The organism is Vibrio sp. Vb0937 (genome assembly GCF_033338855.1).
Map to the genome: position 1 here is coordinate 637,916 of NZ_JAWOTK010000001.1, position 23,538 is coordinate 661,453.

Below are 23,538 nucleotides of genomic sequence, written 5' to 3' on the forward strand. Positions count from 1 at the left end.
TCATTGCTGAGCGATGCTTGGATAGTGTGAAAACTTATCGAGTTATGTTGGGTTACATAAAAAATGGCCAGCAAAGGTGCTGGCCAAGTGGACTCGCTCTTAGGACAAGAGTGAATTAGAAATCGTAACGTACGCCTAGGCGCAGTGTATCTTCGCCTTCTGTTACTAGACCTGTTGTTGCATCTTTTGCTTCATCAAGTTGGTTGATGTAGTAAGACAGGTAAGTACGGAAGTTGCTGTTTAGTTTGTAGTAACCAACAAGCTCGATACCTTCAACGGTGTCGTACTTTGAACCGTTGTCTGGATCATTCTCTTGAGCTGTGTATAGAGCTGCAAGTGTCACTTTGCTTGCTACTTTGTAGCTTGCGACTAGCTCGTAAGCCGTAAAGTCTTCAGAGTCAGTCAGGGAACCTTGAGAATAAGTACCTGCTAGGTAAAGGTTGTCCATCGAGTAAGCGATACCACCTAGAATTTGATCTTCAGAGTTATCTTTATCTACATCGCCACCAGAGTATGCAAGACCAAAGTCGAGGCCCATTGGTAGTGAGTACATTCCAGAGATGCCGTATTTATCTTCGTTATCGCTAGAGTTTGCTTGGTAGGTTGCTTGAAGTTGTAGTGCATCAAACGCACCACGGTATGCGAAAACGCTGTCTTGCTTATCAGAAGACGAATCAATAACTTGCTGAACACCAGAGAATTCAGTGATATCCGTCATGTCAGAGATGATGACGGCAGCCATGTCTTGACGACCTACAGAGAAAGCACCGATATCAGAGTCGACGCCTGCATACATGTAGCGGTTTTTGAATTCACTCTTGCCCGTTTTTTGTTCGGCTTCGTAAACACCGAAAGCAGAAAGGCCGTTGCCGATGTCTGTTTTACCTTTTAGGTTAAGACGAGCACGGCTTTTATCTTCCATGGAACCTTCAACTTCAGCACCGTCTGAACCGATGAAGTCACCACGAAACTCAACGCGGCCGCCAACTTTTAATTCAGTACCGTCGTTTTTGTATACAGTTGCTGCGAATGATGGTGCTGATACCAATGCTGTAAGAATTGCAGTAGTTAGTGCTGCCTTTTTCATTTTCTTATTACCCTAGTTGTAATCGATGGGCTTTCTTGCCCGATGTGTTGATGACGCTAAGGTAAAGGCTGAAAATGAAAGATAGATTTCTGTTAAGTTATGATTTGATTGCACTTTTATTGCTGGAAAGAATAAGTGCCCCTTCTCATACCACTTATAAAAAGAAAGGTTTATCTTTTTTGAGGTTTTTTCCTCTCCGTTAAAGACTGTGTTTTTTTCAAAAAGTTCCTGAATTGTTTCTTGACCCTAAATGTAAGTAAACATTTCAATTTGGCAGGGAAGTTTGGCCTAAAAATAGCGAATCATCAGCTATTTGTGAGCTAACTCTCTCTAAAGCATTTCTTATTGTAAGGTTTTTATTTCTCGATTTTTTGAAGGCTAAGTAAACGATTGCTTTTTAGGTTTTGTCTGAGATCTTTTCACTCGGTTGTCAGGAACTAATCAAATAAAGTGTCGGCAGTTGTTACACAAAGGTAAAACTAATCTGGTGGAAACGATGCCTCGGATAGCCTTTGTATTCCTCTCTTTGTTCATCATTTCATTTTTACGAAAGTGAACCAAAGCCGGGTCTAAAACTGACTAACCAACTAATAAGTAATGGATTTAGAAATGAATAAAAAATTATTAGCAGCGGCAATCGCGGCAGCAACCTTCGGTACTCAAGCAGTTGCAGTGGAACTATATAATAACGATGGCACAACATTTTCGATGGGCGGCCACGTTTCTGTTAATTTAAATGGATCAGAGCAAGGTGACACGGATGTGGGTACTAACTCTCCTCGTATCAATATCTCTGCGACACAGGATTTGGGTAATGGCTTCACCGCAGACGCACGTGGTGAATGGGCGCTAAACTACTTAGACGGTGGTGAAGAGTCGTTTAAAACTCGTCTAGGTTACTTAGGTATAACGCATGAGGTTTATGGTCGTGCAGTAGGTGGTACGCAATGGTCACCTTACTACGATGTCGCAGGTATTGCAGATATGCCAATCGCGTTTGCCAACGACTTCATCTATGACGATCATGGAAACCTTGGCACTGGCCGTGCGGATAAAATGCTTTCTTACCGTAATGCCATCGAGCTGGGTGAAGCGGGTGTGATCAACTTTGGTCTTGGTTGGCAGGGTGCAAACGATGATTACACGCGCAACGATGCTGGAGTTATAACTGGCGGTGCTAAATACGATGACCGTGTGCAAGCTGCGCTTTCTTACTCAATCATGGGCGCTAAAATCGGTTACTCTTACAATGGCGGCGATTTCCAGCACCCTGCATATGCAGGTAAGCACACGGCGGAATCACACGTTGTATCAGCATCTTACGGTGCGTACGGCCAAGGCCTATTCCTTGCTGCGGTTTATGGTTCAAACGAAAACATGAACTTCAGTGCAAAAGGCGACCGTTTAGAAGAAAGTGATGCGTACGAGGCGATCATCGCATACGCTCTAGCAAACAGCCTAAACTTGAGTGTTAACTATGAGATGGTGGAAGGTAAAGAGTTTAAGAGCTCTAAAACAGAAACTGCTCGTGAAGAAATGGCACTACAAGCAGAATACAACTTCACGCCTAAATTTGTTGGTTACGCGGGTTACCAGTTTGACCTAAATGACGACAATGGTCGTGAAACTGATGACAAATGGGCGTTAGGTGCTCGTTACTACCTATAATAGGATTTAGCGAGAACTATTATTCAGCTCATTGATCTAAAGCCAGCCTCGTGCTGGCTTTTTTGTCTATTTGTTTTACAAATACTTTGCTGTTTCAATTAGATGATACAAAACTCAAAACGGGGTGAATGTCTTATTTTTTACACTAGAGGTTGCTATTTAGTGTCGTTAAGTCAATAGGTTAGATTATGATGGGATTTTTGTTTTGCAGGGAAGAATGATGAGTGTTATTCAAGTTGAAGAAAAGAAAGTAGAAGTGGGTAAAGTGCTTTGTGTTGGACGAAATTACGTTGAACATATTCATGAGCTTAATAATGCAATGCCTGAGCAAATGGTGGTATTTAATAAACCCGCAACTTCCGTATCAACAACTCTGCGTTCATTCCATCAAGAGCCCCTTCATTATGAGGCTGAAATCTGCTTTTTGATCAAGGATGGACGTTATTCAGCGGTTGGTTTGGGATTGGATCTGACCAAGCGTGGTTTGCAATCCTCGCTTAAAAATCAGGGGTTGCCGTGGGAGCGTGCTAAGGCATTTGATGGCTCTGCTGTGTTTAGTCGGTTTGTCTCTTTGGATAACATTGATATCAACGAGCTTAACCTTGAGCTCTTAATCAACTGTGTTCGTGTACAAAAAGGTCACGTTAACCAAATGCTCTATCCGCCGCTAACTATCCTGGATGAATTAACCAGTTACACAACACTTCAAGATGGCGATGTAGTGATGACTGGTACACCAAAGGGCGTTGGTGAGGTACATGAAGGTGACATCTTCCTTGGTCGATTAAAGTGTGGCGATGTCACCTTGTTGGAGATTGAGTGGTTGGCGGATTAAAGCCAAATTCGTAGAACGAGAAATACCACCATACTGATAACCGTCGTTAAAAGAACATTTTTAGTAAAATACGCGATTAAAGCAGCCAGTACGGCAGCCAGTAAAAATGGGTTTTGCACATTGACGCTGAGCTCCCCATCGGGAATGAAAACGATCGGTGCCCAGATCGCAGTCAGTACTGCGGGGCTAGCGTAATTGAGTACTTTTTGAGTGCGCGTCCCTAATCGCAATGGTAGCTTGGGTTCTAAAAACAAGTAGCGGCTGGTGAAAACAAGTACCGTCATCAGCAAAATAGCCAACATGATCATTAGCGTTTCTCCTTTACTTGTTCCACAAAGTAACCAGTAAGCATGGCTAAAATGCTCGAAATCATCAAACTTCCCTCAATTTGATAATAGGTTAGGGCAACTGAGCTCACCAAAGCCACAATAACACTCGCGAGCACCGCTGCATTTTTAATGGTGGGTACTACTATCGCGATAAAAGTTGCGGCCACAGCAAATTCCAAACCCATTTCGTTCAGTTCAGGGATTAGACTTCCCGCAATAATGCCCGTCAATGTCGCGACATTCCAAAACAGGTAAAAACTCAGACCAGCCCCAAGTGCATACCAGCGATTAAATTGTTTATCGGAATGGTGGCCTACAATCGCAAACAGCTCGTCAGTAAGTAAGAAGCCGAGTGATAATCGCCATTTTAGAGGGAGCGGTGCAATTTTACTGCGCATCGATACACTGTAGAGGAAGTGTCGAGAGGTGATAAAAAACGTTGTCAGTAACATGGTCACTAGACCTGCTCCCGTTTTAATCATTCCCATCGCGACGAGCTGTGCAGAACCTGCGAACAAAATGGCGGATAGTGCTTGTCCTTCCAAAGGGTGAAGCCCAGTATCAATTGCGAATGAGCCTGCGAGTAAGCCCCAAGGGAGCACTGCGATACTCAAAGGCATCATCGCAAGTGTACCTTGCCAAAATAGCGTGGCTTTTGATTCTTTTTGTAACGGCAAAGTGTGGTCCATAGTTTCTTCTTATTTATTCCTAAATCAGATTACCAAGATAGCTCGGTAGTCGCATAACGCCTTGTACAATATTGCTGCTTTAGCTGTGACGGACGTATTGGCCGGGAGTGACGCCCATGGCTTTTTTAAAGTGTCGATGCAGATGGCTCTGATCATGGAAGCCACATTCTTGTGCCACGTCTGAAATTTTTTGTCCCATTTTTAGTAGCTTCTTCGCCATACGTAAACGTTGCTGAATTTGATAGGCATGAGGCGGAAAGCCAAATTGCTTTTGAAACTCTCTCAGCAGATGAAAAGGGCTTAATCCAGACAGTTTCGCGAGTTCTTCTAGTGAGACGTCCGTTTGTGGAAAGTCTTCCAAAAATTCTCTGACGAGCTGCACTTGTCGCTGAGCTCTGGTTGACTCTTTCAGTGGTGCCCGATGAGTGCTGTGTTTACTGGCTAGCTTGATCAACGTGCCGTAAACCAAAGTTTCTCTCAATAAACGGTTGTCTGATTTTTCTAGTGTTTCAAATACCAGTCGTAACTGACTAGCCAGCTCAGGATCGTAAACCACAGGTTGAGGGAAATAGGGTAGAGCTACATTTGGTGAGCCAAGCTCTTGTCCTAAAGTTTGAAACTGCTGAGGTACGGGGTACATTGCTTTGTATTCCCAGCCGCCTTCCGAGGCTGAATGCCCGTTGTGTACTTCATCTGCATTAACAAGGATGATGCTGTCCTGTGGCGCGATATGATTCCCGCCCGTCCTAAAAAATTGTTGTGCCCCTTTTTCGATGACACCAATAGTGTAACCTTCGTGGCTATGGCGTGAAAAATTCTGCTTCTCATACTTTGCATCGAGAAGTTCTAAACCGCCGAGCTCTTGAGCTATCTTGAAGGTAGCGATTTCCTTATTCTTTTCTTTCATCTTTATCCGGTCTGCTCAAGAAAATCATTTTAGAAGTGTAACGGATCCATCGTGCTTATTTTTGTACAAAATTGCTATTCGATTTTGATAAACAGGCGAATTGATTGCTATTTCTCATATGGGCAAACTATGATTTTTATTTTTTGAGTTATCTTGGCTATTTTGGGCTGGATGATGTCATTTTGTTGGTATAACATTCGCCGCCTTGTTGTAGAAAAGCGGTTCCATCATGATTGATTTATCTGTACTTCCTGTTTATCTCACCGCAGTAGTGGCTTTGTTGCTGTTACCAGGGCCCGATATGTTGCTGATAGCGAGCTCAAGTATGAGTTACGGTAAGAAGGTCGGTCTTTTTGCTAGCTTAGGCAATGCGACGTCTGGTGTTATTCTTACTTTGCTTGCTGCGATGGGCGTATCTACCCTGATTGCCATGAGCCCAATAGCCCTTAAAGTCCTTCATCTACTAGGTGGCGCTTACTTGTTAAAAATGGGTTGGGACTGCTTACGAGCTGAGGCATCTTCGGCTCCAGAGCTTGATGGTCAAAACAAAATGGCATCAACTTATTATCAACGTGCTTTGATGAGTAATTTGCTCAACCCTAAAGCCTTAGTCTTTTTTGTGATGTTTTTGCCGCAGTTTGTCTCAAGCAATATCACGGCATCTTCTGGTGAGCAGATGCTAGCGCTAGGGTTATTGTTGAACGTTCTTGGCTTGTCATTCAATTTATTACTTGTTGGGTTAGCAGGCACATTGGGCAAAGGGCTGCTCGAGAACGAAAAATTCCGCACGTATCAACATAAACTAATGGGGTTAGTGTTTGTTATTCTGGCGTTGTGGATGCTGAGTAGTTTCGCCTTGTAAAGTTATCATATTCCATCAGAAAGCCAGCAATTGCTGGCTTTTTGTTTTAGGATATTGGTGTTTCCTAAGGAGAGGATATATGAAGCTTGAATTTTGTTTAAATCCAGATCAAACAGACCTTGATTTTGTTCGTGAAGGTATTCGATCTTATAACCGACTGCATTTACCTGAAGGGGAAGTGCATGCTGTAGGCTGTTTCGCAAAAGATGAGAATGGCAAGATCATGGGTGGCTTGACTGGCGAAATGTTTAAAAATACGGTGTTTGTGGAGTTTTTGTGGGTAGACGCTGAAAGTCGAACCTCTGGTCTCGGTAGTCAATTAATGTCGATGCTAGAACAAAAAGTAAAGCCTCATGGGGTTACCCATGTTTATTTGGATACCTACAGCTTTCAAGCTCTTGAGTTCTATCTCAAATTGGGTTTTGAGAAAGTGGGGCAGTACTCAGGCTATCCTGCAGAGGGCATCCACAAGTACTTTCTACAAAAGGAAATTGTAGGCTAGGGAAAGCACGGGTTAGCTTGACTTGTTCTAGTGAAAATCAAAAAAGAGGCGCGAATTTGCGCCTCTTGTTGTATCAAATATCTATGTTTCTCTTTGACTTACAAACTTTGCTGGTGCGCGTCGATAAGTTCGTTCATCTTCGCTTCTGCTGCTTGCTGTGCTTGCTCATAGCTCATATCCGCAGGGAAGAGGTTGATGACTTCGTAGTAACATTTTAGTTTTGGCTCAGTACCAGAAGGACGAACAATCACGCGTGATTGATCTTCTAGGTGATAAATCAATACGTCACTTGCCGGTAAGTCAATGGATTCTTCAGAGCCGTCGTCAAACATGCGAACCGATGTTTTTAGATCTTCGGTTACTGCAACTTTTTTACCAGCAATCTCTGTTGGTGGATTTGCTCGGAGTTTGTCGCCGATTGGTGGAGAGTTCGGGTCGAGAGCGATGCTGCGTTGTGCGTTGAAGTAGAAACCGTGCTCGCGGTACAGCTCTTCCAGTTTATCCCACAGTGTTTTGCCTTGCGCTTTAAGCTTGCCTGTTAGCTGTGAAAACGCGACGATTGCAGATAAACCATCTTTATCCCACACCTTGTTACCCACGGTATAACCGAGCGCTTCCTCATAAGCAAACAAGAATGGGTTGGTTTCTGTCTCTTGTTCCATGGCAACGTTAGTAAGCCATTTAAAGCCAGTTAATGTTTGATAGTATTGTGCGCCATGCGCCTTAGCGATGCTGCTCAGCATTCTTGAGGATACGATGGTGTTGCCAACCAAAGCGTTAGGTTGCTGTTCCAACAAGTAATCGCCAAACAGTGAGCCCACCTGATCACCCGTTAGCATTTGATACTCGCCATCTGGGCGTTTAACTGCCACGGCAAAACGGTCCGCATCTGGATCGTTAGCGCAAGCGATATCGGCATCTACGGACTTACCTAACGCCATCACCATATCCATTGCACCGGCTTCTTCAGGGTTTGGGAAGTTGACGGTTGGGAAGCTTCCATCAGGTTCGCGCTGTTCCTTAACACTTGCCACTTTTTGGAAGCCTGCGTCGGCAAGTAGCGTTTCCGCCATATTCGCGCCAACGCCATGCATCGCAGTGTAAGCGATAGAAATATCGGTGTTGTTGTCAGGAGTAAGCAGCGCGTTTTCATTCATTGTCTTACGGTAAGTTTGGTAGTAGTCGTCTTCCAACCAAACTAACAAACCGTGCTGTTTTGCATCATCGAGAGACATTAAAGGTAATGGCTTCGTTGTTGCGTCATCAATTTTCGCTGCGATTCCAGAGTCGTGCGGAGGAATAATCTGTGCGCCATTCTCCCAATATACTTTAAAGCCATTGTATTCTGGTGGATTGTGACTGGCAGTAACAACAACAGCGGCCGCCGCATTCAATGTACGGACACCAAACGCGACAATTGGGGTTGCTGCAACGTCATACGTTAGGTAAACCTTGATACCAAGGGCCGTCAGTACGGATGCGGTATCATGCGCGAATTGTTTTGAATCGGGACGACCGTCGTAGCCAATAACGACACCACGACTCGCGGCATCTTTGACTTGCTCAAGCAAATAGTGCCCTAAACCAGTGGCGGTCTCTTGAATCACCAAGCGGTTCATTCGGTTTGGACCTGCGCCCACTTTGCCACGTAAGCCTGCAGTACCAAAGGCAAGGCGTGAGCCAAAGCGATCAGTAAGTTCTTGTTCATTGTTCGTATCGACGAGGTGTTGTAGCTCTTCACGAGTCTTAGGATCAGGGTCTCGTTCTAGCCATTGCGTAATTAGTGCTGTCATATCAGTCATTCCTTAGTAGGGGGAGCCTACTTTCTTGGACACTTCGTTTGGTAAGTATCTCAATGTTTTCTTTTAAATCAATGTAAATGGTTCTCAATTACATTTCAAAGAGGGCAATCGATAAACCGAATTAATTTTTCTTATCCGAACAAAATTTAATCATATTTAATTTCTTGAAGAACCTTGGAACTATAACTAGCCTTTTAACATAAATATAACAAACCGTGTCGAAATCGTAGTTTTTGTGATTTTTCGTAAAGTTGTTCGATATTTGCGTCGGGACGCAAGGAAGCTCGCGTAGGCGTAGCGGCTGAGCAGAGGAGAGATCTTTTGAAAAGATTAACGACTACTCTAGCCTTATCACTGAATGTGATTTTAATCACATTTCCCTCTTTTGGTTGGTCAAAGGAAAATGACTACAACATGACAAAAGGGGTCACAGAGATAAGTGGGCAAGTGTATGAATTACATATGCTGATTTTCTATATCTGCTGTGTAATTGCTTTGATTGTTTTTGGTGTGATGTTCTATTCCATCTTCCGTCATCGCAAGTCAAAAGGAGCAGTTGCCGCACATTTCCATGAAAGTACAAAAGTGGAAATTATTTGGACGGTCATACCCATCATCATTCTTGTCGCTATGGCGATTCCCGCAACGAAAACTTTAGTCGCAATGGAAGACACAAGCCAATCGGATATCACGGTCAAGATCACAGGCTCGCAATGGAAATGGCATTACAGCTATTTTGGCGAAGATGTTGAGTTTTTTAGTTTGCTTGCCACCAGCCAAAAACAAATTGATGGAATCGAAGCTAAAGGCGCACATTACTTACTGGAAGTAGACAACCCTTTGGTGTTGCCTGTGAATCGCAAAGTGCGTTTTTTGATGACTTCTGATGATGTAATTCACTCTTGGTGGGTACCGGACTTTGCCGTCAAGAAAGACACCATTCCAGGTTTTATTAATGAAGCATGGACAAGAATTGATGAGCCAGGCGTATATCGCGGCCAATGTGCGGAGCTATGTGGTCGTGCACACGGATTTATGCCAGTGGTGGTGCATGCGATGGAAGAAGAAAAGTTCGATGAATGGCTAGCGAGTAAGAAGGAAGAACTCGCACTTCAAAAAGCGGCGGCACAAGAAGCGCTCTCTCAAGACTTATCTATGGATGAATTGATGTCGCAAGGCGAATCGATATACACGGCGCGTTGCGCTGTGTGTCATCAGGCAAATGGTGAGGGGATTCCGGGTGCATTTCCCGCGATTAAAGGCAGTCCTATTGCAACCGGAGATGTTACAGAGCACATAGATATTATTGTCAACGGTCGCCCGGGCACCGCGATGCAGGCTTTTTCTAATCAGTTAAGTGACAAAGAAATTGGCGCGGTTATCACATATCAACGAAATGCATGGGGCAACGATACTGGCGATACAGTGCAAGCATCCGATGTGAATGCCTTTAAAGCACAAGGCAGTGCTAAGGAGGAAATATGAGTAAGCCAATAGATAAGGCAGTGAAGTCTGCGCCAGCAGAAGCCAGTGCGAACAGTACCATTGCGATTGATGATGGTCACGAGCATCATGCACCCCAGGGCATCACTCGTTGGTTGTATTCTACAAGCCATAAAGACATAGGCACCCTCTACCTTTGGTTTAGCTTTGCGATGTTTCTAACAGGTGGTGCGATGGCTATGATCATTCGTGCCGAACTGTTCCAGCCAGGGCTACAGCTAGTCGATCCGCAGTTTTTTAATCAAATGACCACGGTACACGGTTTAGTGATGGTATTTGGTGCGGTGATGCCAGCATTTACGGGGCTTGCTAACTGGATGATCCCGATGATGATCGGCGCTCCAGATATGGCGCTGCCGCGCATGAACAACTTGAGCTTTTGGATCTTACCTTTTGCATTTCTCATCTTGTTGAGCTCGTTGTTTTTACCTGGCGGCGGTCCTGATTTTGGTTGGACGTTTTATGCTCCGCTGTCCACGACTTATGGCCCGGATAGCACTGCGCTGTTTGTATTCTCTGTGCATATCATGGGTATCAGCTCCATTATGGGCGCGATCAACGTTATCGTGACGATCGTAAATATGCGAGCTCCGGGAATGACTTGGTTCAAGTTACCAATGTTTGTTTGGACTTGGTTAATTACCGCTTTCTTGCTAATCGCGGTTATGCCGGTATTAGCGGGTGCGGTGACCATGGTTCTTACTGACAAATATTTCGGGACTAGCTTCTTTGACGCAGCTGGTGGTGGTGACCCGGTAATGTTCCAACACATCTTTTGGTTCTTTGGTCACCCAGAAGTGTACATCATGATTTTACCGTCGTTTGGAATCATCTCCGCCATTCTGCCTGCTTTCAGTGGTAAGAAGCTGTTTGGTTATCATTCGATGGTTTACGCGACGTGCAGCATTGCATTGTTATCTTTCCTTGTGTGGGCGCACCACATGTTTACCACGGGGATGCCAGTTTTTGCTGAGCTCTTCTTTATGTATTGCACTATGCTGATTGCGGTACCAACGGGGGTTAAAGTCTTTAACTGGGTTGCCACCATGTGGCGTGGAGCTCTGACATTTGAAACGCCAATGTTGTTTGCCATTGCCTTTATTGTGCTTTTTACTATTGGCGGCTTCTCGGGACTGATGTTGGCGATTGTGCCGGCGGATTTCCAATATCATGACACTTACTTCGTGGTTGCCCATTTCCATTATGTGTTGGTATCTGGTGCGGTATTCTCGATCATGGCAGCGGCATACTACTGGCTACCTAAGTGGACGGGCAATATGTACGACCACAAGCTGAGTTTATGGCATTTCTGGTGCTCAATTATTTCCGTCAATGTCCTGTTTTTCCCAATGCACTTCCTAGGCTTAGCGGGCATGCCAAGACGCATACCGGATTACGCCATTCAGTTTGCTGATGTTAATCAAATAGTATCAATTGGTGGGTTTGCATTCGGGTTGTCACAACTGATCTTCTTATGGTTGGTGATCAAGTGTATTCGTGGCGGGGAAAAGGCTTCTGCAAAACCGTGGGAACGTGCGGAGGGCTTAGAGTGGACAGTGCCAAGCCCTGCGCCGCATCATACGTTTACTACACCGCCTAAGATTGACTAGCAAAGAGTGGGGTGAGTGACATGAAACCGAATCCATCAAACAAGAAGCTCACAGTGAAGTTGCTTTTGGCGACCCTGTTAATGTTTGGCTTCGGCTATGCACTGGTCCCACTTTATGACGTGATGTGCGACGCACTGGGAATCAATGGAAAGACAAGTGAAGTGGCCGCCATTCAACCGACAGGTATGCAACCGGACATGAGCCGAACTATTCGCGTGGAGTTTATGGCGCATGTCAGCCCAGATATGCCTTGGGAGTTTAGACCCAAAGTGATTTCGATGGATGTTCACCCAGGTGAAGTCGTGCAAACCGAATACCTTGCATTTAATGAAAGCGGGCAGAAGTTGGTGGGGCTAGCCGTTCCTTCTGTTTCTCCCGGGACTGGAGCTGCTTACTTCAATAAGATTGAGTGTTTTTGTTTTAACCAGCAGCCTCTGGATGGTAAACAGCAAGCTCAAATGCCGTTGATTTTTTATATCGAACCGGACTTGCCGGAGTCTATACACACGTTAACGCTGTCTTACACACTCTATAAACTTCCCCCTCCTACAGGCTCTTAGCCACTCAGGGAGAGAGATACAGACCAAGGTTGGTCAGTAAGGAGAGAAATTATGAGTAACAAGCCAGGAACATATTATGTTCCCGCTCAAAGTAGCTGGCCGATCATCGGTGCATTTGCTCTGTTTTTGGTTGCTGTTGGCGCAGGCATGACCGTCCAGGGGACACAAAGTGACGGTGCAGTGGGAACCATTGGTGGCATTGTGCTAGCGGTGGGCTTCTTGTTCTTGCTTTACATGTTGGCTGGTTGGTTTAGTAATGTGATTACTGAATCACTGAGTGGAAAATACAGCTCGCAAATTACTCGTTCTTTTCGCCAAGGAATGAGCTGGTTTATCTTTTCTGAAGTGATGTTTTTTGGTGCCTTTTTTGGTGCCTTGTTTTACGCCAGAATGATTTCTGTGCCTTGGTTAGGTGGGGCAGATAATAACTTCATGACCAACGAAGTCCTGTGGCCAACCTTCGAAGCGATGTGGCCACTCACACTGACACCGGGGGGAGAAACAACACAAGCTATGCCGTGGCAGGGCATACCCCTTACCAATACTATCTTGCTGCTATTGTCGTCTATTACGCTACATATGGCGCATATAAGCCTTGAACAAGACAAAAGAACGGCACTGATTATTTGGTTAGAGATAACCATCATACTTGCTGGCTTTTTCCTATATTACCAAGCGGTTGAGTATGTTCATGCTTATCAAGACATAGGGCTCACGTTGCAGTCCGGTATTTACGGTAACACGTTCTTCATGTTGACGGGATTCCACGGTTTACACGTTTGTCTTGGGACTATCTTCTTAATCGTGCTGCTGTTCAGAATCGCTAAAGATCACTTTTCGCCAAAGAACCATTTTGCCTTTCAAGCGGGCAGCTGGTATTGGCATTTCGTGGATGTGGTTTGGTTATGTCTGTTTGTGTTTGTTTACGTACTTTAGGCTCAGTGTGAACTCTTGGTCCGACTAATAAGGGCGAGGGTTTGGCGCTAGCCAACCCGAGCTGAGCGCAATAAGCAGAAGGATGACCACCAAAGCGGAGAACATGACTCGACGGCCTAAGTAATGACTCATGGGTTTGTCTCTTTTTTCAGGATTATCTGGGTCTTCACGAACCATTTCGATAAGCGCTTTTGCGAGGTTGAAGATAATGAAAAGCAGCAAAAGGACAAGCGTCAGTTTGAATAGAAATACGGTGGACATGGCACCTCCGGTTTCATCATTGTTGTTATCAAGACAATTATGGCTATCGAAACGGTTTTGGGTTGCAGTTGGTTTAACTGTGGTTGTGTTTTCTCTTTTGGTCAAACTGGGTTTTTGGCAGTTTGAGAGAGGGCAAGAAAAACAAGCATTGGAACAAGCCATTCTCGCGCGTGCGGATAGTGCGTACCAAGCACTAAGCGTCGTTCTTGAAGACAATGACTGGCGAGAGGAAAGTATCCTCGGGAAAAAAGTGGAAGTTAATGTTGTTCCTCAGGCGTTTCCCGTAATTTTGTTAGACAACCAAACGCATCAAGGCAGTGTGGGATATTTAGCATTTCAGATTGTATTGACGATCGATGAGCCTAGTGCCTATGCGTTATTGGAGCTTGGTTTTGTCGAGGGAAGAGCAGAACGCTCAATGCTACCAACGGTCACCAAACTCGATAATTCGACTTTCATCACAGGACGCCTGTACCGAAAATCTACTAATCCACTGAGCTCAGAGTTAATGCCGGAGGTTGGCGATGTTATTCGCGTGCAAAACCTAAACATCGCGCAATTGAATCAGCTACTGAATATTGAACTTATGCCCGCAGTCTTGCAGCCAGACAATTTAACTCGTTGGCCCTATGACTTTCCTTGGAATCCATTACCACTCAATAGTGCCAAACATTTTGGCTATTCGATTCAATGGTTTTCGATGGCAGGTGTTTTCTTAATACTGACTTTAATTGTTTTTGTTCGTTGGCAAAAAAAGTTGCGTCACATGGAGGTGAAGCATGACATCTAAAGTAACCAAAGGACGACTAATGTTGATTGCGCTGGTTTGTACGTTCGCGCTTCCCGCTGTCATTGCAAAAGTCATTCTCACACAAGGGTGGTATCAAAGCGGAGTGACCAATAGAGGCGAGTTAGTCGAACCATACACGACGTTAGAGCAACTTGGTCAAGAGTCACCTCTCAAAGACCATGCTTGGCAACTCGCTTATGTATTGCCTAACGAATGCACTGAAGAGTGTAAACAGCAGCTTTACCTGCTTCAGCAAAGCCATGTTGCTTTAGGTAAGTATCAAGAGCGAGTAGTGCCAGTCGTTTGGCAGACTGAGCATTCAGATCCCATAGAAGTATCGATGTTAGCGATGCAAATGAATGAATTGGTTACCGCAAAAGTGAAACCTGGGCAAATGTTGATCGTTGATCCTCTTGGGCAACTGGTGATGTCTTACTCGCCGAAACCAAATGAGGACTTAGTCCTATTGAATAAAGGTATGTTGGCGGACTTACGCAAGCTCTTAAAACTGTCACGAGTCGGTTAGAGGAAGTGCATATGAAATTAATTCAGTTGGTTAGATTCAGTTTGCTGCTAACTCTCGTGGTGATCATGTTAGGAGCATATACTCGCCTTTCAGATGCAGGGTTAGGTTGCCCGGATTGGCCTGGTTGTTATGGGCACTTTTCTGTGCCGCATCAAGAAGAAGACGTCATACGTGCTAACCTGAACTTCCCCGAGCGGGCAGTAGAGCATGAGAAAGCATGGCTTGAGATGATTCATCGCTATTTTGCAGGAACGTTAGGTTTAGTCATTTTTGCGATGGCAGCGATATCAATAAGGTCTGAGCGTGTAAATTCAACCATTCCGATGTTGCTAAGCGTATTGGTGATTGGGCAGGCACTTTTGGGAATGTGGACAGTTACTCTTAAATTAATGCCCGTCATCGTGATGCTTCACTTGCTCGGTGGTTTTGTTTTATTGGCGTTACAGGCGATTTTTTACTGCCAATTAAAAGCGCAAAACAATCTCTATTTCTCTCCATCTTCTAGCTCTCTGAGAGGCTTTTCATTGTTGGTTTTTCTGGTTGTTTTGGTGCAAGTGCTCCTTGGAGGATGGACTTCGTCAAATTATGCTGCGCTGATGTGTACCACACTGCCGATTTGTGAGGGAGACTGGATGAGCCATCTCTCATGGAAAGAAGCGTTTTCTTTCTGGCAAACTGGATTCGAGAATTATGAATTTGGTGTCTTGGAGTATCCGGCAAGAATGACTATACACGTCACTCATCGTATAGGCGCTATTGTTACCGCCACCGTGGTATTGGCTTATAGTATTGGGCTTATGAGGCAAGATTCTCATCATTCACAGAGAATCGGAGGGTGGTTGTTATTCACTCTGGTGTGCCAAATTATGCTGGGTGTAAGCAACGTAGTATTTCAACTTCCTATCTATGTCGCGGTGGCGCACAACCTTGGTGCCGCTGTTATGTTGAGTCTCGTTTGTGTTAGTCAGTTTTACTTGTGGCAGGGTAAAACGGCTTGGAATTACACCGCGAAAGGAGTTCGCTATGAGTAAAGAAATCGCGCTGTCGTTAAATGGGCGAAAGCGACTAAGTTCCGTTTATTTGAAGTTAACGAAACCTAAAGTGGTGGCGTTAATGTTGGTGACGGCAGTAGTAGGGATGAGCTTAGCCCCGGTTGATGATTTCCCCTGGTTGCACGCGGTAGTTGGCCTAACGGGGATTGGTCTGATGGCAGGGTCTGCGGCAGCGTTTAATCATCTAATTGACCGCCGAATTGATGCGAGAATGGCACGTACACACAAACGACCATTGCCATCGGGTGAGACTAAACCATCATCGGTGATAGCCTTCGCTACAGTTTTAGGTGTCTTAGGGTTTGTACTTCTATATGCGATGGTCAACCCGCTGACGGCATGGTTGACTTTGATGAGTTTGCTCGGCTATGCGATGGTATACACAATGTACCTCAAACGTGCTACGCCCCAAAATATCGTCATTGCAGGGATTGCCGGTGCGATGCCGCCTCTTCTCGGTTGGACTGCTGTAACAGGGCAATTACATGCGAATGCTTGGCTGCTCGTGATGATCATTTTTATCTGGACGCCACCACATTTTTGGGCTCTGGCTATTCATCGTGTCGAGGATTACCGCAAGGTAGATATTCCCATGCTGCCAGTGACACACGGCATTGAGTACACCAAAACTTCTATTCTGTTGTATACGGTGCTATTGACTTTGGTTTGTGTCCTACCGGTTTTGGTTGGTATGGTCGGCGTGGTGTATCTTTTTGCCTCGCTACTACTCAATGCTGGCTTTATGTACCATGCATGGAAGCTAAAATATGCACCAGAGCCAAATACCGCGATGGAGACGTTTAAATTCTCTATCTATCATCTTTTGGCGTTGTTCATTGCATTGCTTTCGGATCACTATATTGGTTTTTAACCTCTCTTAAAACAGAAAACGCCGCGTGGTTCGCGGCGTTTTTGGTTTTGATACTTTGGCTTTAAGACAAAGCTTTCTAGATTTATTGAATTTCTAGCAGTTCAACATCAAAGATCAAAACACTTGCTGGTGGAATTGGGCCAGAGCCACTCTTACCATAGCCAAGCGTGCTTGGTACGAAAAGGCGGATTTTCTCACCCTCTACCATGTATTGTAGACCTTCTTGCCAGCCTTTAATGACTTGGTTAAGACCAAATGAAATAGGCTCACCACGATTAACAGAGCTATCGAATACCGTGCCATCAATCAAGGTGCCGTGGTAGTGTACTTTTACTTTACTTGTTGCAGTTGGGTGAACCTCACCTTCGCCTTTTTCAAGAACCATGTATTGAAGGCCACTTTCTGTTGTGATAACGCCTTCTTTTTTCACATTTTCTAGTAAGAATGCTTGGCCTTTGGCAAAGTTTTCATCTGCTACTTTATGGTTTGTCCAAGTACGGTAAATGAAAAAGCCCGCCAAAATAAAAATAATAAGAGGAAACAAAAATTTAGACACGTAATCTCCTTGTCTATTTAGGTTGTTTTAGCAAAAAGTTGATGGTTTCTGCCATGGCTTCAACGCTGTCATGACCACCAGTAATCACTTGATATTTTCCGTTTACGATAAAGGCTGGAACGGAGTTAATTTGGCCGCGAGTCGTGATCGCTTCTGCCTTAGTGATGTACTCAAACAGCGTTTTTTGCTGTGCTTCATCTAAATGGTAAGGGCTGATAAGGTTGCGAGACTCAAAGGCTTTCTCTACGGCGATTTGGCGTTCCTCAGCCGTTGCATCGGCACCCATTTGCACAGCAGTAAAAAGATCCGCCATAAACGCTTTATCTGGTGTTGATTCAAGCTGCATTACGGCAGTATAGAAGATGATGGCGCTCACTTGTGCACTTTCATTGAACGTTACATGCATTTTTTCAACGCTTTGATCGGTCAATGATTCAATTTGAGGGACAAACTCTTCCATTGAGCGGCAGTGGCCACAAGTTAAAGAGAATGCTTCAGTCAGGGGAGCTAAATCATACTCTTCAAGGGATACTGGCACAACTTCGTATTGTTTGCCTTGCTGAGGCTGACTCTTGCCGCTATCGCATGCCGACAAAGCCATTACGGCAACAACAACAGCAAAGCCTTTCGATATGGTTTTTAACATAGTAGTGCTCTAAATGAGAAATTTGCGTTAGTTTATCGGTTAACGATAGTGACTAAAACCATTAAATAACAATAAAGTGAGACCATTGGTAACAGACTTTGCCTGACGTATGGACTGTAAGGGTAGGGTATTTTAGTGTTGCGTTTTACTTGAGAGATGATTTTGCATTGACTCCAGTGGCATGAACGCTGCATAGACAAACCAATCGGTGGACAAAAGCGCTAAAGATTCGGCGTGTTTTGTCGACACAATGAACAAGAGTTTTTCTACGTTGGTAATGGTATGAAGCATTGGTTTTTAATTGTTTGTGGCATTCTGGCCGGGTGCAGCAGCCTCGATCAAGATATGGTCCCTGGTGGGAACATTTTAGATACAGCTCCTAAATCAAACACTGAGCTGAGACACCCAGAGTGGGGATACCCGAGCGCATCCAATGTGGCTTCTTCCCCTCGTTCATATCAAACAGCGAGGGCGTCAGTAAAAAAGTCGCAAAACGTGACCTCTCTGGAAATGTTCCTGAGCAGGCATAACATTCCTCACGAGACGCTCAGTGGTGGTCACCTGATGATACGTTTGAAAGAGCAAGTGCATTTTCAAACGGGTTCTGCACGGTTATCTGCTCAATCTCAAGACTGGATTCGAAACATTGGTCACTATCTGGCTGGACGAACTGATGTTGATGTCGTGATTGATGGTCATGCGGATAGCACGGGAGCTGAAAGCTTCAATGACACGCTATCTGAAAAGCGAGCTCGTGAAGTAGAAAAACAACTATTGGCGACGAGTATTCCACGTCAACGAGTGTTTTCTAGAGGCTTCGGAGAGTATGTACCGAAGTGCAGCAATGCGACAGCGAGTGGTAAAGCTTGCAATCGGCGCGTAGAGCTAACATTGATCGTGGATGAATAACGCAGACGTTAGGCGGTAATCTTCGTTGTGTTGTTCTCGCATACCCGTTATTTGCTTAGTGGAGTTTAAGTTCGGAGTTGAGCAAGAAGACTGAATAAGGAAAGCTCGCACGGCAACATTTAGCTAGAAAAAATAGAAAAGAGGCACCGTTAGGTGCCTCTTTTACATCCGCCAATGTTCATAGGGGGAACTTAGGCAAATTCTTTTTCAACGTAAGCGACGATGTCAGATGACTCGTATAACCACTGTGTCTCGCCATCTTTTTCGATACGAAGACAAGGGACTTTAACTCGCCCACCACCTTGCTCTAGTTCAGCTCGATGAGTCGGGTTATTTTTTGCATCACGTAGCTCAATGTTCACCGATTGACGCTTCATTGCACGGCGGACCTTTACGCAAAAAGGGCAGGCTTCAAATTGGTAAAGTGCGTATTGTTTCGCTTTTTCATCAATACGTTGCTGTTCTTCTGCGGTGCGCTTAATACCACGAGGTGAGAACACCGCGTTCAGCAATAAGATAACCTTGCCTAAAATCCAACGGATAAACTTCATAATGATCCCTTGATGTTCATTGGGTAATTGTCCTTTAAGAATGCAATCATGATGCTTGTTGCACTGAGCGTGAAGTCTATCAGTTGTTTGAAATGGATAAAACCATGTATTTTATGCGGAAAATAGACGTTTAAACCAACCCCAAAAGCCACTTGCTGAAGCCGGACGGGCTTCTTTACCTTGATAAAAACTTTGCATGAGTTCGGTTCTGAATGCATCAACGTCCATGCGTTTTATGACAAGCTCGTGCTGCAATGTATTTTGAGTCTGCTCGGCATGATCGTGCGCCAAGCTGAAATCCATATTTAAATAGCCTTGCGTGTATAACCAAAGGTGGGTGACTAAGATTAGGTCTTCAGCAGATTGGTTAGTAAACTTATCCGCGTGCTCATTACCCAAGGAGTCAGTCAGAACTTGCTGCATACGCTGGGTAGAGTGAGCATTTTGCTCGTAGTTAGCACTTGCTTCAATATGTGATTTGGTCAAAAGGCCAAGCAGGTGAAGAGTAGGTGCTGTTGTGGGTTTGTTCTCACAAACTTTTGTAAATAGTTGTGACTGTTCTTTTAACCAACGTCGCTTTGCTGCTTTATGTTCTTTAACAAAGGGGATTTCTTCAAATCCCATCTCTTGACTCAGTTCACTAAGAGACGTCATGGTTTTTTAGTTCCTTCACCGTTACTTCGATATGCTGATCATTGATATCAACAAAAATTGAGCTGCCAGTAATCATAACAGAAAGGCTAGTACCTCGGTCAAGGTGCTGACAAATCAAGTCGATAGCGTCATAGTCAAAGCTCTCTACGTTGACGGGAAGCATTGAGAACTTTCCTGACATTTTGTCCCACCAGACAGCCGCTTTGGTGTTATAAGTGTAAACTTTTACATGCTTTGCTAGGCGAGAAGCTTTCTTAATTCTGTCTGGTTCTGGTTCGCCAATTTCAATCCAGTGAGTAATGCTTTGATCATCGCCAACATGCCATAAATCAGGCTCTTCAATCGTAGAGAGTCCTTTTGTAAACTCCAGATTGCTTTGAGCATTTAAACAGTAAGCTAGAATGCGAGCCAACATTCGTTGCGGCTTTTCAGAAGGGTGAAGGGCGATAGTTAGATTTTTAGAATCGTAATAGTCATTATTCATATCGGAAATGGCGATACGAAATTTGTAAATGGTTGGTTTAAGAGCCATAGATTTATATCGTTTTGTTGGCAAAATAAGTTTTAGGCAAAAAAATAGCCAGCTTTAAAAGCTGGCTATCGTATCAAATTCTTTAAGAATTAAAGTACTTTGATTTGCTCTGCTTGAGGGCCTTTTTGACCTTGAGAGATAACAAATTCTACTTTCTGGCCTTCAACTAGAGTGCGGAAGCCGTCACCAGTGATTGCAGAGAAGTGAGCAAATACGTCAGGACCGTTTTCTTGTTGAATGAAACCGAAGCCTTTAGTTTCGTTGAACCACTTAACTGTGCCAGTAGCTGTGTTAGACATGTCTATTTCCTAAATATCTAAATAATGTAATCTTTCGCCTCAACGGCGCTTATAGCGTGGAAAAATAAATTGCTATTGCGTACCACAGGACGACGGGTTACAAGTAATCCAACGAAATGTGAAAACAAAGAACTTTCTTTCTAGCCGTGTTTGAGTCTAGGTTAATTCCACGAAGAGTCAACATATATTAGTGCTTTATGGACAAATATTTGTATTTAGTCACTATTTAACCAGCATGTTTTTGATTAAATTTCAAATAAATGACGGTGATGTGAAGTTTTTTAGCATAAAATTCAACTAAATCTATAAATTTGACTTATTTATATAATTATTGTCCAATCTGGTTCGACCATTAAGGAGGATTTATGGCAAAGCGTAAAATCAGTCCTCAACCGAGTGGCTCACAACATGAGACCGACTTCGGCAGAGGTGAAATCAAAGACAACGCGTTAAAAGCGGTTGTTACCAGTCAGCTGTTCCAAACACGAGTCGTTAAAGCGAAAAAAGGTAAAGGTAGCTTCAGCCGTAAAATGAAGCATAAAGGCAAAGAGCCCTATTCAAAGTTCTCCCCAAGGTGGATTTTGAATAGGGCTTTTTTATTGGTACTAGGTGTTTGCAAAACTGATGATATTCAATTTTTTAGTACCAGATAAGTTTTCCTAATTTATCATGTACTGCTTCAACTGCTTCAACTGCTTCAACTGCTTCAACTGCTTCAACTGCTTCAACTGCTTCAACTGCTTCAACTGCTTCAGCGAACCAAGTGCTTCAGCGAACCAAGCGTTGAAAGTACCAATTAAGTACTAAAACTTACTAAGTTAGATTCATATCAATAAGCGTCACTTCCTGTCTTATGCAACTCTACTATATCTTTAGTCTAATCAAACAGCCGAGATTATGGTTTAAAAAGACTGGTGAGAAGTAGGTATGTCATCGACGAGTTATGGTACTTATGGTTGCAAATGTAAAAAAGCGTGTGCTTCTTTATTACTAGTGTGGCTGTCCATTTGTCCGATGGCGCATGCGCACAAATCAGAGTCTCATTCTTTAATTGTTGCTAACTCCAAAGCGTGGAAGCCGTTCTCTTACCTTAGCCCAGATGGTGAACCTAAAGGTATTTTAATCGACTTTTGGAAAGAGTACGCGGCGAACAACCAAATCGACGTTCAGTTTCTCCTTTTGGATTGGGATGCTTCTTTGCAAGCCGTAAAAGAGGGTAAGGCTGACTTTCACGGAGGACTTGTCTACTCGCCCGAAAGAGCGAAGTATATGGACTTTGGCGCAGTCATAATGCCTATCCAAACCAAATTGTACGTAAATAAAGATGTACTTTCGGTTGATATCAGGAGTGTTTTAACTGGCGAAATGACGCTGCCAATTGGCGTTGTTAAAGGAAGTTACGAGTCTGAGTTTGTTCAGACGAATTACCCGAATGCACCTATCGCAGAATACATTAACAATGATTCGATGATACAAGCCGCCGTCGATAAAAAGGTGCTGTACTTCGTTGCAGACCTGCAAGTTGCTAACTTTTATATGGCAACCACGCCGGGAGCGGGTATGTTTGTCCCGACAATTAGCTTATATAGTAAAGATCTTCGGATTGCAGCAGGAATGCACAGTGCAACTTCCATTTTAGAGGTATCACGAGCGTTTGAAAAAGTCATCGATACGGATCGTGAGCGGATCCTCACCCGTTGGAGTGTGGTGAAAACGGTTTATCCACTTTATCTTTTCCCTATTGCTATTTTCATTATGGCGGTCGCAACGCTTTATCATATTTTTGCTCTCAAACGTATGGTTGCTCTTCGGACAAGGCAATTAACGATTGCCAATCAGCAATTGCTGGAGATGACGTTGACGGATTCTCTCACAAAGCTATACAACCGTAGACACCTGATTGAGCAATTGGCGCTACTGAATCATTTGAAGCGAAACTTAACGGTGATGGTGTTTGATATTGATGATTTTAAATCAATCAATGATCGATATGGCCACCTTGCTGGAGACCGAGCAATAGTTGCCATCGCAGAAGCCGCTAAGTCGATGACTGATGACCGAATGACATTGGCGAGAATTGGAGGAGAAGAGTTCGCACTCGTTACGTCGTCTCTGTCAGAGCGAGAAGCGCTCAATTTTGCCAATATGCTTTGTAAAGCCGTTTACGATCAGCCTGTTATACTGGGTGGACAAGCAATTCATTTGAGTATCAGTTTGGGCTGTGCTTACTATCCTGAGTTTACCCACATCGTGAGCTTGCAAGATGCTGACGAGTTGATGTATCAAGGTAAGTCTGAAGGAAAGAATCGTGCAGTTTTCCAAGTTATAACAGACTGTCAGCTTCAACCTGCGCTTCGTCAAGTGAATTAGATCTCGCTAATTCAACTGATACTTCAAACCATCCTCAAGCCTCAAAGTTTTAGTTAGAGTAACGTGGTAAGCGTTGACGATCACGTTGCGTTGTTTTCTTTGAGGCCAATTTGAGTACAAATACTATCACTTTCATATATATAAACCCCCGCCTGCTCACGTTTTTATCATAGAAGCAGTAATTGTTTTAAAGTGATAAGTGATTTCTTGGTAAAGATCAGAACCCCTGTC

27 protein-coding genes are annotated in these 23,538 nt (G+C 44.1%); 15 read left to right on the plus strand and 12 right to left on the minus strand.

The window, feature by feature from the left end:
- Positions 1 to 115: 115 nt before the first annotated feature.
- The gene (locus R7P67_RS02870) at positions 116 to 1,087 is read right to left on the minus strand and encodes a porin (protein ID WP_005375535.1); all 972 of its coding nucleotides are present in this window, start codon (positions 1,085 to 1,087) and stop codon (positions 116 to 118) included.
- 609 nt (positions 1,088 to 1,696) lie between these two features.
- Between R7P67_RS02870 and R7P67_RS02875 the strand changes: the two genes are divergently transcribed.
- Both R7P67_RS02875 and R7P67_RS02880 read left to right on the plus strand, forming a co-directional pair.
- Positions 1,697 to 2,755: a porin gene (locus R7P67_RS02875; RefSeq protein WP_042521502.1), complete on the plus strand. Its 1,059-nt coding sequence runs from the start codon at positions 1,697 to 1,699 to the stop codon at positions 2,753 to 2,755.
- A 220-nt stretch (positions 2,756 to 2,975) separates the two neighbouring features.
- Positions 2,976 to 3,590, plus strand: a complete 615-nt coding sequence (locus R7P67_RS02880; RefSeq protein WP_253657198.1) for a fumarylacetoacetate hydrolase family protein — start codon at positions 2,976 to 2,978, stop codon at positions 3,588 to 3,590.
- Here the strand turns inward: R7P67_RS02880 and R7P67_RS02885 are convergent.
- The 3 genes from R7P67_RS02885 to R7P67_RS02895 form a co-directional block, all read right to left on the minus strand.
- Entirely contained in the window at positions 3,587 to 3,898 is a 312-nt protein-coding gene (locus tag R7P67_RS02885; protein ID WP_005385193.1) for an AzlD domain-containing protein, read from the minus strand. The two genes, R7P67_RS02880 and R7P67_RS02885, sit on opposite strands and share 4 nt — an antisense overlap.
- On the minus strand, positions 3,898 to 4,608 hold the full coding sequence (locus R7P67_RS02890; protein WP_005375526.1) for an AzlC family ABC transporter permease: 711 nt from the start codon (positions 4,606 to 4,608) through the stop codon (positions 3,898 to 3,900). The genes R7P67_RS02885 and R7P67_RS02890 overlap by 1 nt, the downstream gene beginning before the upstream one ends.
- A gap of 79 nt (positions 4,609 to 4,687) precedes the next feature.
- Entirely contained in the window at positions 4,688 to 5,515 is an 828-nt protein-coding gene (locus R7P67_RS02895; RefSeq protein WP_005385198.1) for an AraC family transcriptional regulator, read from the minus strand.
- Between the two features lie 229 nt (positions 5,516 to 5,744).
- On the opposite strand from R7P67_RS02895, the gene R7P67_RS02900 reads away from it, so the two are divergent.
- The gene (locus R7P67_RS02900) at positions 5,745 to 6,377 is read left to right on the plus strand and encodes a LysE family translocator (protein WP_005375522.1); all 633 of its coding nucleotides are present in this window, start codon (positions 5,745 to 5,747) and stop codon (positions 6,375 to 6,377) included.
- 79 nt (positions 6,378 to 6,456) lie between these two features.
- Entirely contained in the window at positions 6,457 to 6,879 is a 423-nt protein-coding gene (locus R7P67_RS02905; protein ID WP_005375519.1) for a GNAT family N-acetyltransferase, read from the plus strand.
- Between the two features lie 98 nt (positions 6,880 to 6,977).
- Here the strand turns inward: R7P67_RS02905 and R7P67_RS02910 are convergent, their stop codons facing one another.
- On the minus strand, positions 6,978 to 8,672 hold the full coding sequence (locus R7P67_RS02910) for a phospho-sugar mutase (protein ID WP_017821603.1): 1,695 nt from the start codon (positions 8,670 to 8,672) through the stop codon (positions 6,978 to 6,980).
- Positions 8,673 to 9,002: 330 nt separating this feature from the next.
- Here R7P67_RS02910 and coxB point away from each other — a divergent pair, with 330 nt between their 5' ends.
- The 4 genes from coxB to R7P67_RS02930 are packed head-to-tail and all read left to right on the plus strand — an operon-like array spanning position 9,003 to position 13,290.
- Entirely contained in the window at positions 9,003 to 10,166 is a 1,164-nt protein-coding gene (gene coxB, locus R7P67_RS02915) for a cytochrome c oxidase subunit II (RefSeq protein ID WP_262652940.1), read from the plus strand.
- Positions 10,163 to 11,794, plus strand: coding sequence for a cytochrome c oxidase subunit I (ctaD, locus tag R7P67_RS02920; RefSeq protein ID WP_005375510.1), 1,632 nt, complete (start codon positions 10,163 to 10,165; stop codon positions 11,792 to 11,794). Before coxB ends, ctaD begins: the two co-directional genes overlap by 4 nt.
- Positions 11,795 to 11,814: 20 nt before the next feature.
- On the plus strand, positions 11,815 to 12,354 hold the full coding sequence (locus tag R7P67_RS02925; RefSeq protein ID WP_262652942.1) for a cytochrome c oxidase assembly protein: 540 nt from the start codon (positions 11,815 to 11,817) through the stop codon (positions 12,352 to 12,354).
- Between the two features lie 51 nt (positions 12,355 to 12,405).
- Positions 12,406 to 13,290 carry a cytochrome c oxidase subunit 3 gene (locus tag R7P67_RS02930; RefSeq protein ID WP_137283114.1) on the plus strand — a complete coding sequence of 295 codons (885 nt, stop codon included), beginning with the start codon at positions 12,406 to 12,408 and terminating at the stop codon, positions 13,288 to 13,290.
- A 24-nt stretch (positions 13,291 to 13,314) separates the two neighbouring features.
- On the opposite strand, the gene R7P67_RS02935 is transcribed toward R7P67_RS02930, so the two are convergent.
- Positions 13,315 to 13,551, minus strand: a complete 237-nt coding sequence (locus tag R7P67_RS02935) for a DUF2909 family protein (RefSeq protein WP_005391169.1) — start codon at positions 13,549 to 13,551, stop codon at positions 13,315 to 13,317.
- Between R7P67_RS02935 and R7P67_RS02940 the strand changes: the two genes are divergently transcribed.
- The 4 genes from R7P67_RS02940 to cyoE are packed head-to-tail and all read left to right on the plus strand — an operon-like array spanning position 13,550 to position 16,790.
- A complete protein-coding gene (locus R7P67_RS02940; RefSeq protein WP_171053542.1) occupies positions 13,550 to 14,341 on the plus strand; it encodes an SURF1 family protein in 792 nt (263 codons plus the stop codon). The two genes, R7P67_RS02935 and R7P67_RS02940, sit on opposite strands and share 2 nt — an antisense overlap.
- A complete protein-coding gene (locus R7P67_RS02945) occupies positions 14,331 to 14,867 on the plus strand; it encodes a cytochrome oxidase biogenesis cluster protein (RefSeq protein ID WP_138939611.1) in 537 nt (178 codons plus the stop codon). Before R7P67_RS02940 ends, R7P67_RS02945 begins: the two co-directional genes overlap by 11 nt.
- Positions 14,868 to 14,878: 11 nt before the next feature.
- Positions 14,879 to 15,898, plus strand: coding sequence for a COX15/CtaA family protein (locus R7P67_RS02950; protein WP_033906821.1), 1,020 nt, complete (start codon positions 14,879 to 14,881; stop codon positions 15,896 to 15,898).
- Complete coding sequence (gene cyoE / locus R7P67_RS02955; RefSeq protein WP_138939610.1) at positions 15,891 to 16,790, plus strand: heme o synthase; 900 nt, start codon at positions 15,891 to 15,893, stop codon at positions 16,788 to 16,790. Before R7P67_RS02950 ends, cyoE begins: the two co-directional genes overlap by 8 nt.
- Positions 16,791 to 16,872: 82 nt before the next feature.
- Here the strand turns inward: cyoE and R7P67_RS02960 are convergent, their stop codons facing one another.
- Positions 16,873 to 17,346: an FKBP-type peptidyl-prolyl cis-trans isomerase gene (locus R7P67_RS02960; protein ID WP_262652944.1), complete on the minus strand. Its 474-nt coding sequence runs from the start codon at positions 17,344 to 17,346 to the stop codon at positions 16,873 to 16,875.
- Positions 17,347 to 17,359: 13 nt separating this feature from the next.
- Positions 17,360 to 17,992: a thiol:disulfide interchange protein DsbA/DsbL gene (locus R7P67_RS02965; protein ID WP_136976471.1), complete on the minus strand. Its 633-nt coding sequence runs from the start codon at positions 17,990 to 17,992 to the stop codon at positions 17,360 to 17,362.
- Between the two features lie 282 nt (positions 17,993 to 18,274).
- On the opposite strand from R7P67_RS02965, the gene R7P67_RS02970 reads away from it, so the two are divergent.
- Positions 18,275 to 18,901: an OmpA family protein gene (locus R7P67_RS02970; protein ID WP_025768460.1), complete on the plus strand. Its 627-nt coding sequence runs from the start codon at positions 18,275 to 18,277 to the stop codon at positions 18,899 to 18,901.
- A 191-nt stretch (positions 18,902 to 19,092) separates the two neighbouring features.
- On the opposite strand, the gene R7P67_RS02975 is transcribed toward R7P67_RS02970, so the two are convergent.
- From R7P67_RS02975 to R7P67_RS02990, 4 genes are all read right to left on the minus strand, one after another.
- A complete protein-coding gene (locus tag R7P67_RS02975) occupies positions 19,093 to 19,452 on the minus strand; it encodes a glutaredoxin family protein (RefSeq protein ID WP_005375631.1) in 360 nt (119 codons plus the stop codon).
- A 111-nt stretch (positions 19,453 to 19,563) separates the two neighbouring features.
- The gene (locus R7P67_RS02980; RefSeq protein WP_213897602.1) at positions 19,564 to 20,106 is read right to left on the minus strand and encodes a hypothetical protein; all 543 of its coding nucleotides are present in this window, start codon (positions 20,104 to 20,106) and stop codon (positions 19,564 to 19,566) included.
- Positions 20,093 to 20,638, minus strand: coding sequence for a YaeQ family protein (locus R7P67_RS02985; RefSeq protein WP_005375627.1), 546 nt, complete (start codon positions 20,636 to 20,638; stop codon positions 20,093 to 20,095). Before R7P67_RS02985 ends, R7P67_RS02980 begins: the two co-directional genes overlap by 14 nt.
- An 89-nt stretch (positions 20,639 to 20,727) precedes the next feature.
- Complete coding sequence (locus R7P67_RS02990) at positions 20,728 to 20,937, minus strand: cold-shock protein (RefSeq protein WP_005375625.1); 210 nt, start codon at positions 20,935 to 20,937, stop codon at positions 20,728 to 20,730.
- 365 nt (positions 20,938 to 21,302) lie between these two features.
- Here R7P67_RS02990 and R7P67_RS02995 point away from each other — a divergent pair, with 365 nt between their 5' ends.
- Both R7P67_RS02995 and R7P67_RS03000 read left to right on the plus strand, forming a co-directional pair.
- Positions 21,303 to 21,590 carry an alternative ribosome-rescue factor A gene (locus tag R7P67_RS02995; protein WP_031781276.1) on the plus strand — a complete coding sequence of 96 codons (288 nt, stop codon included), beginning with the start codon at positions 21,303 to 21,305 and terminating at the stop codon, positions 21,588 to 21,590.
- Positions 21,591 to 21,864: 274 nt separating this feature from the next.
- A complete protein-coding gene (locus R7P67_RS03000; RefSeq protein ID WP_025768459.1) occupies positions 21,865 to 23,307 on the plus strand; it encodes a diguanylate cyclase domain-containing protein in 1,443 nt (480 codons plus the stop codon).
- Positions 23,308 to 23,538 lie beyond the last annotated feature (231 nt).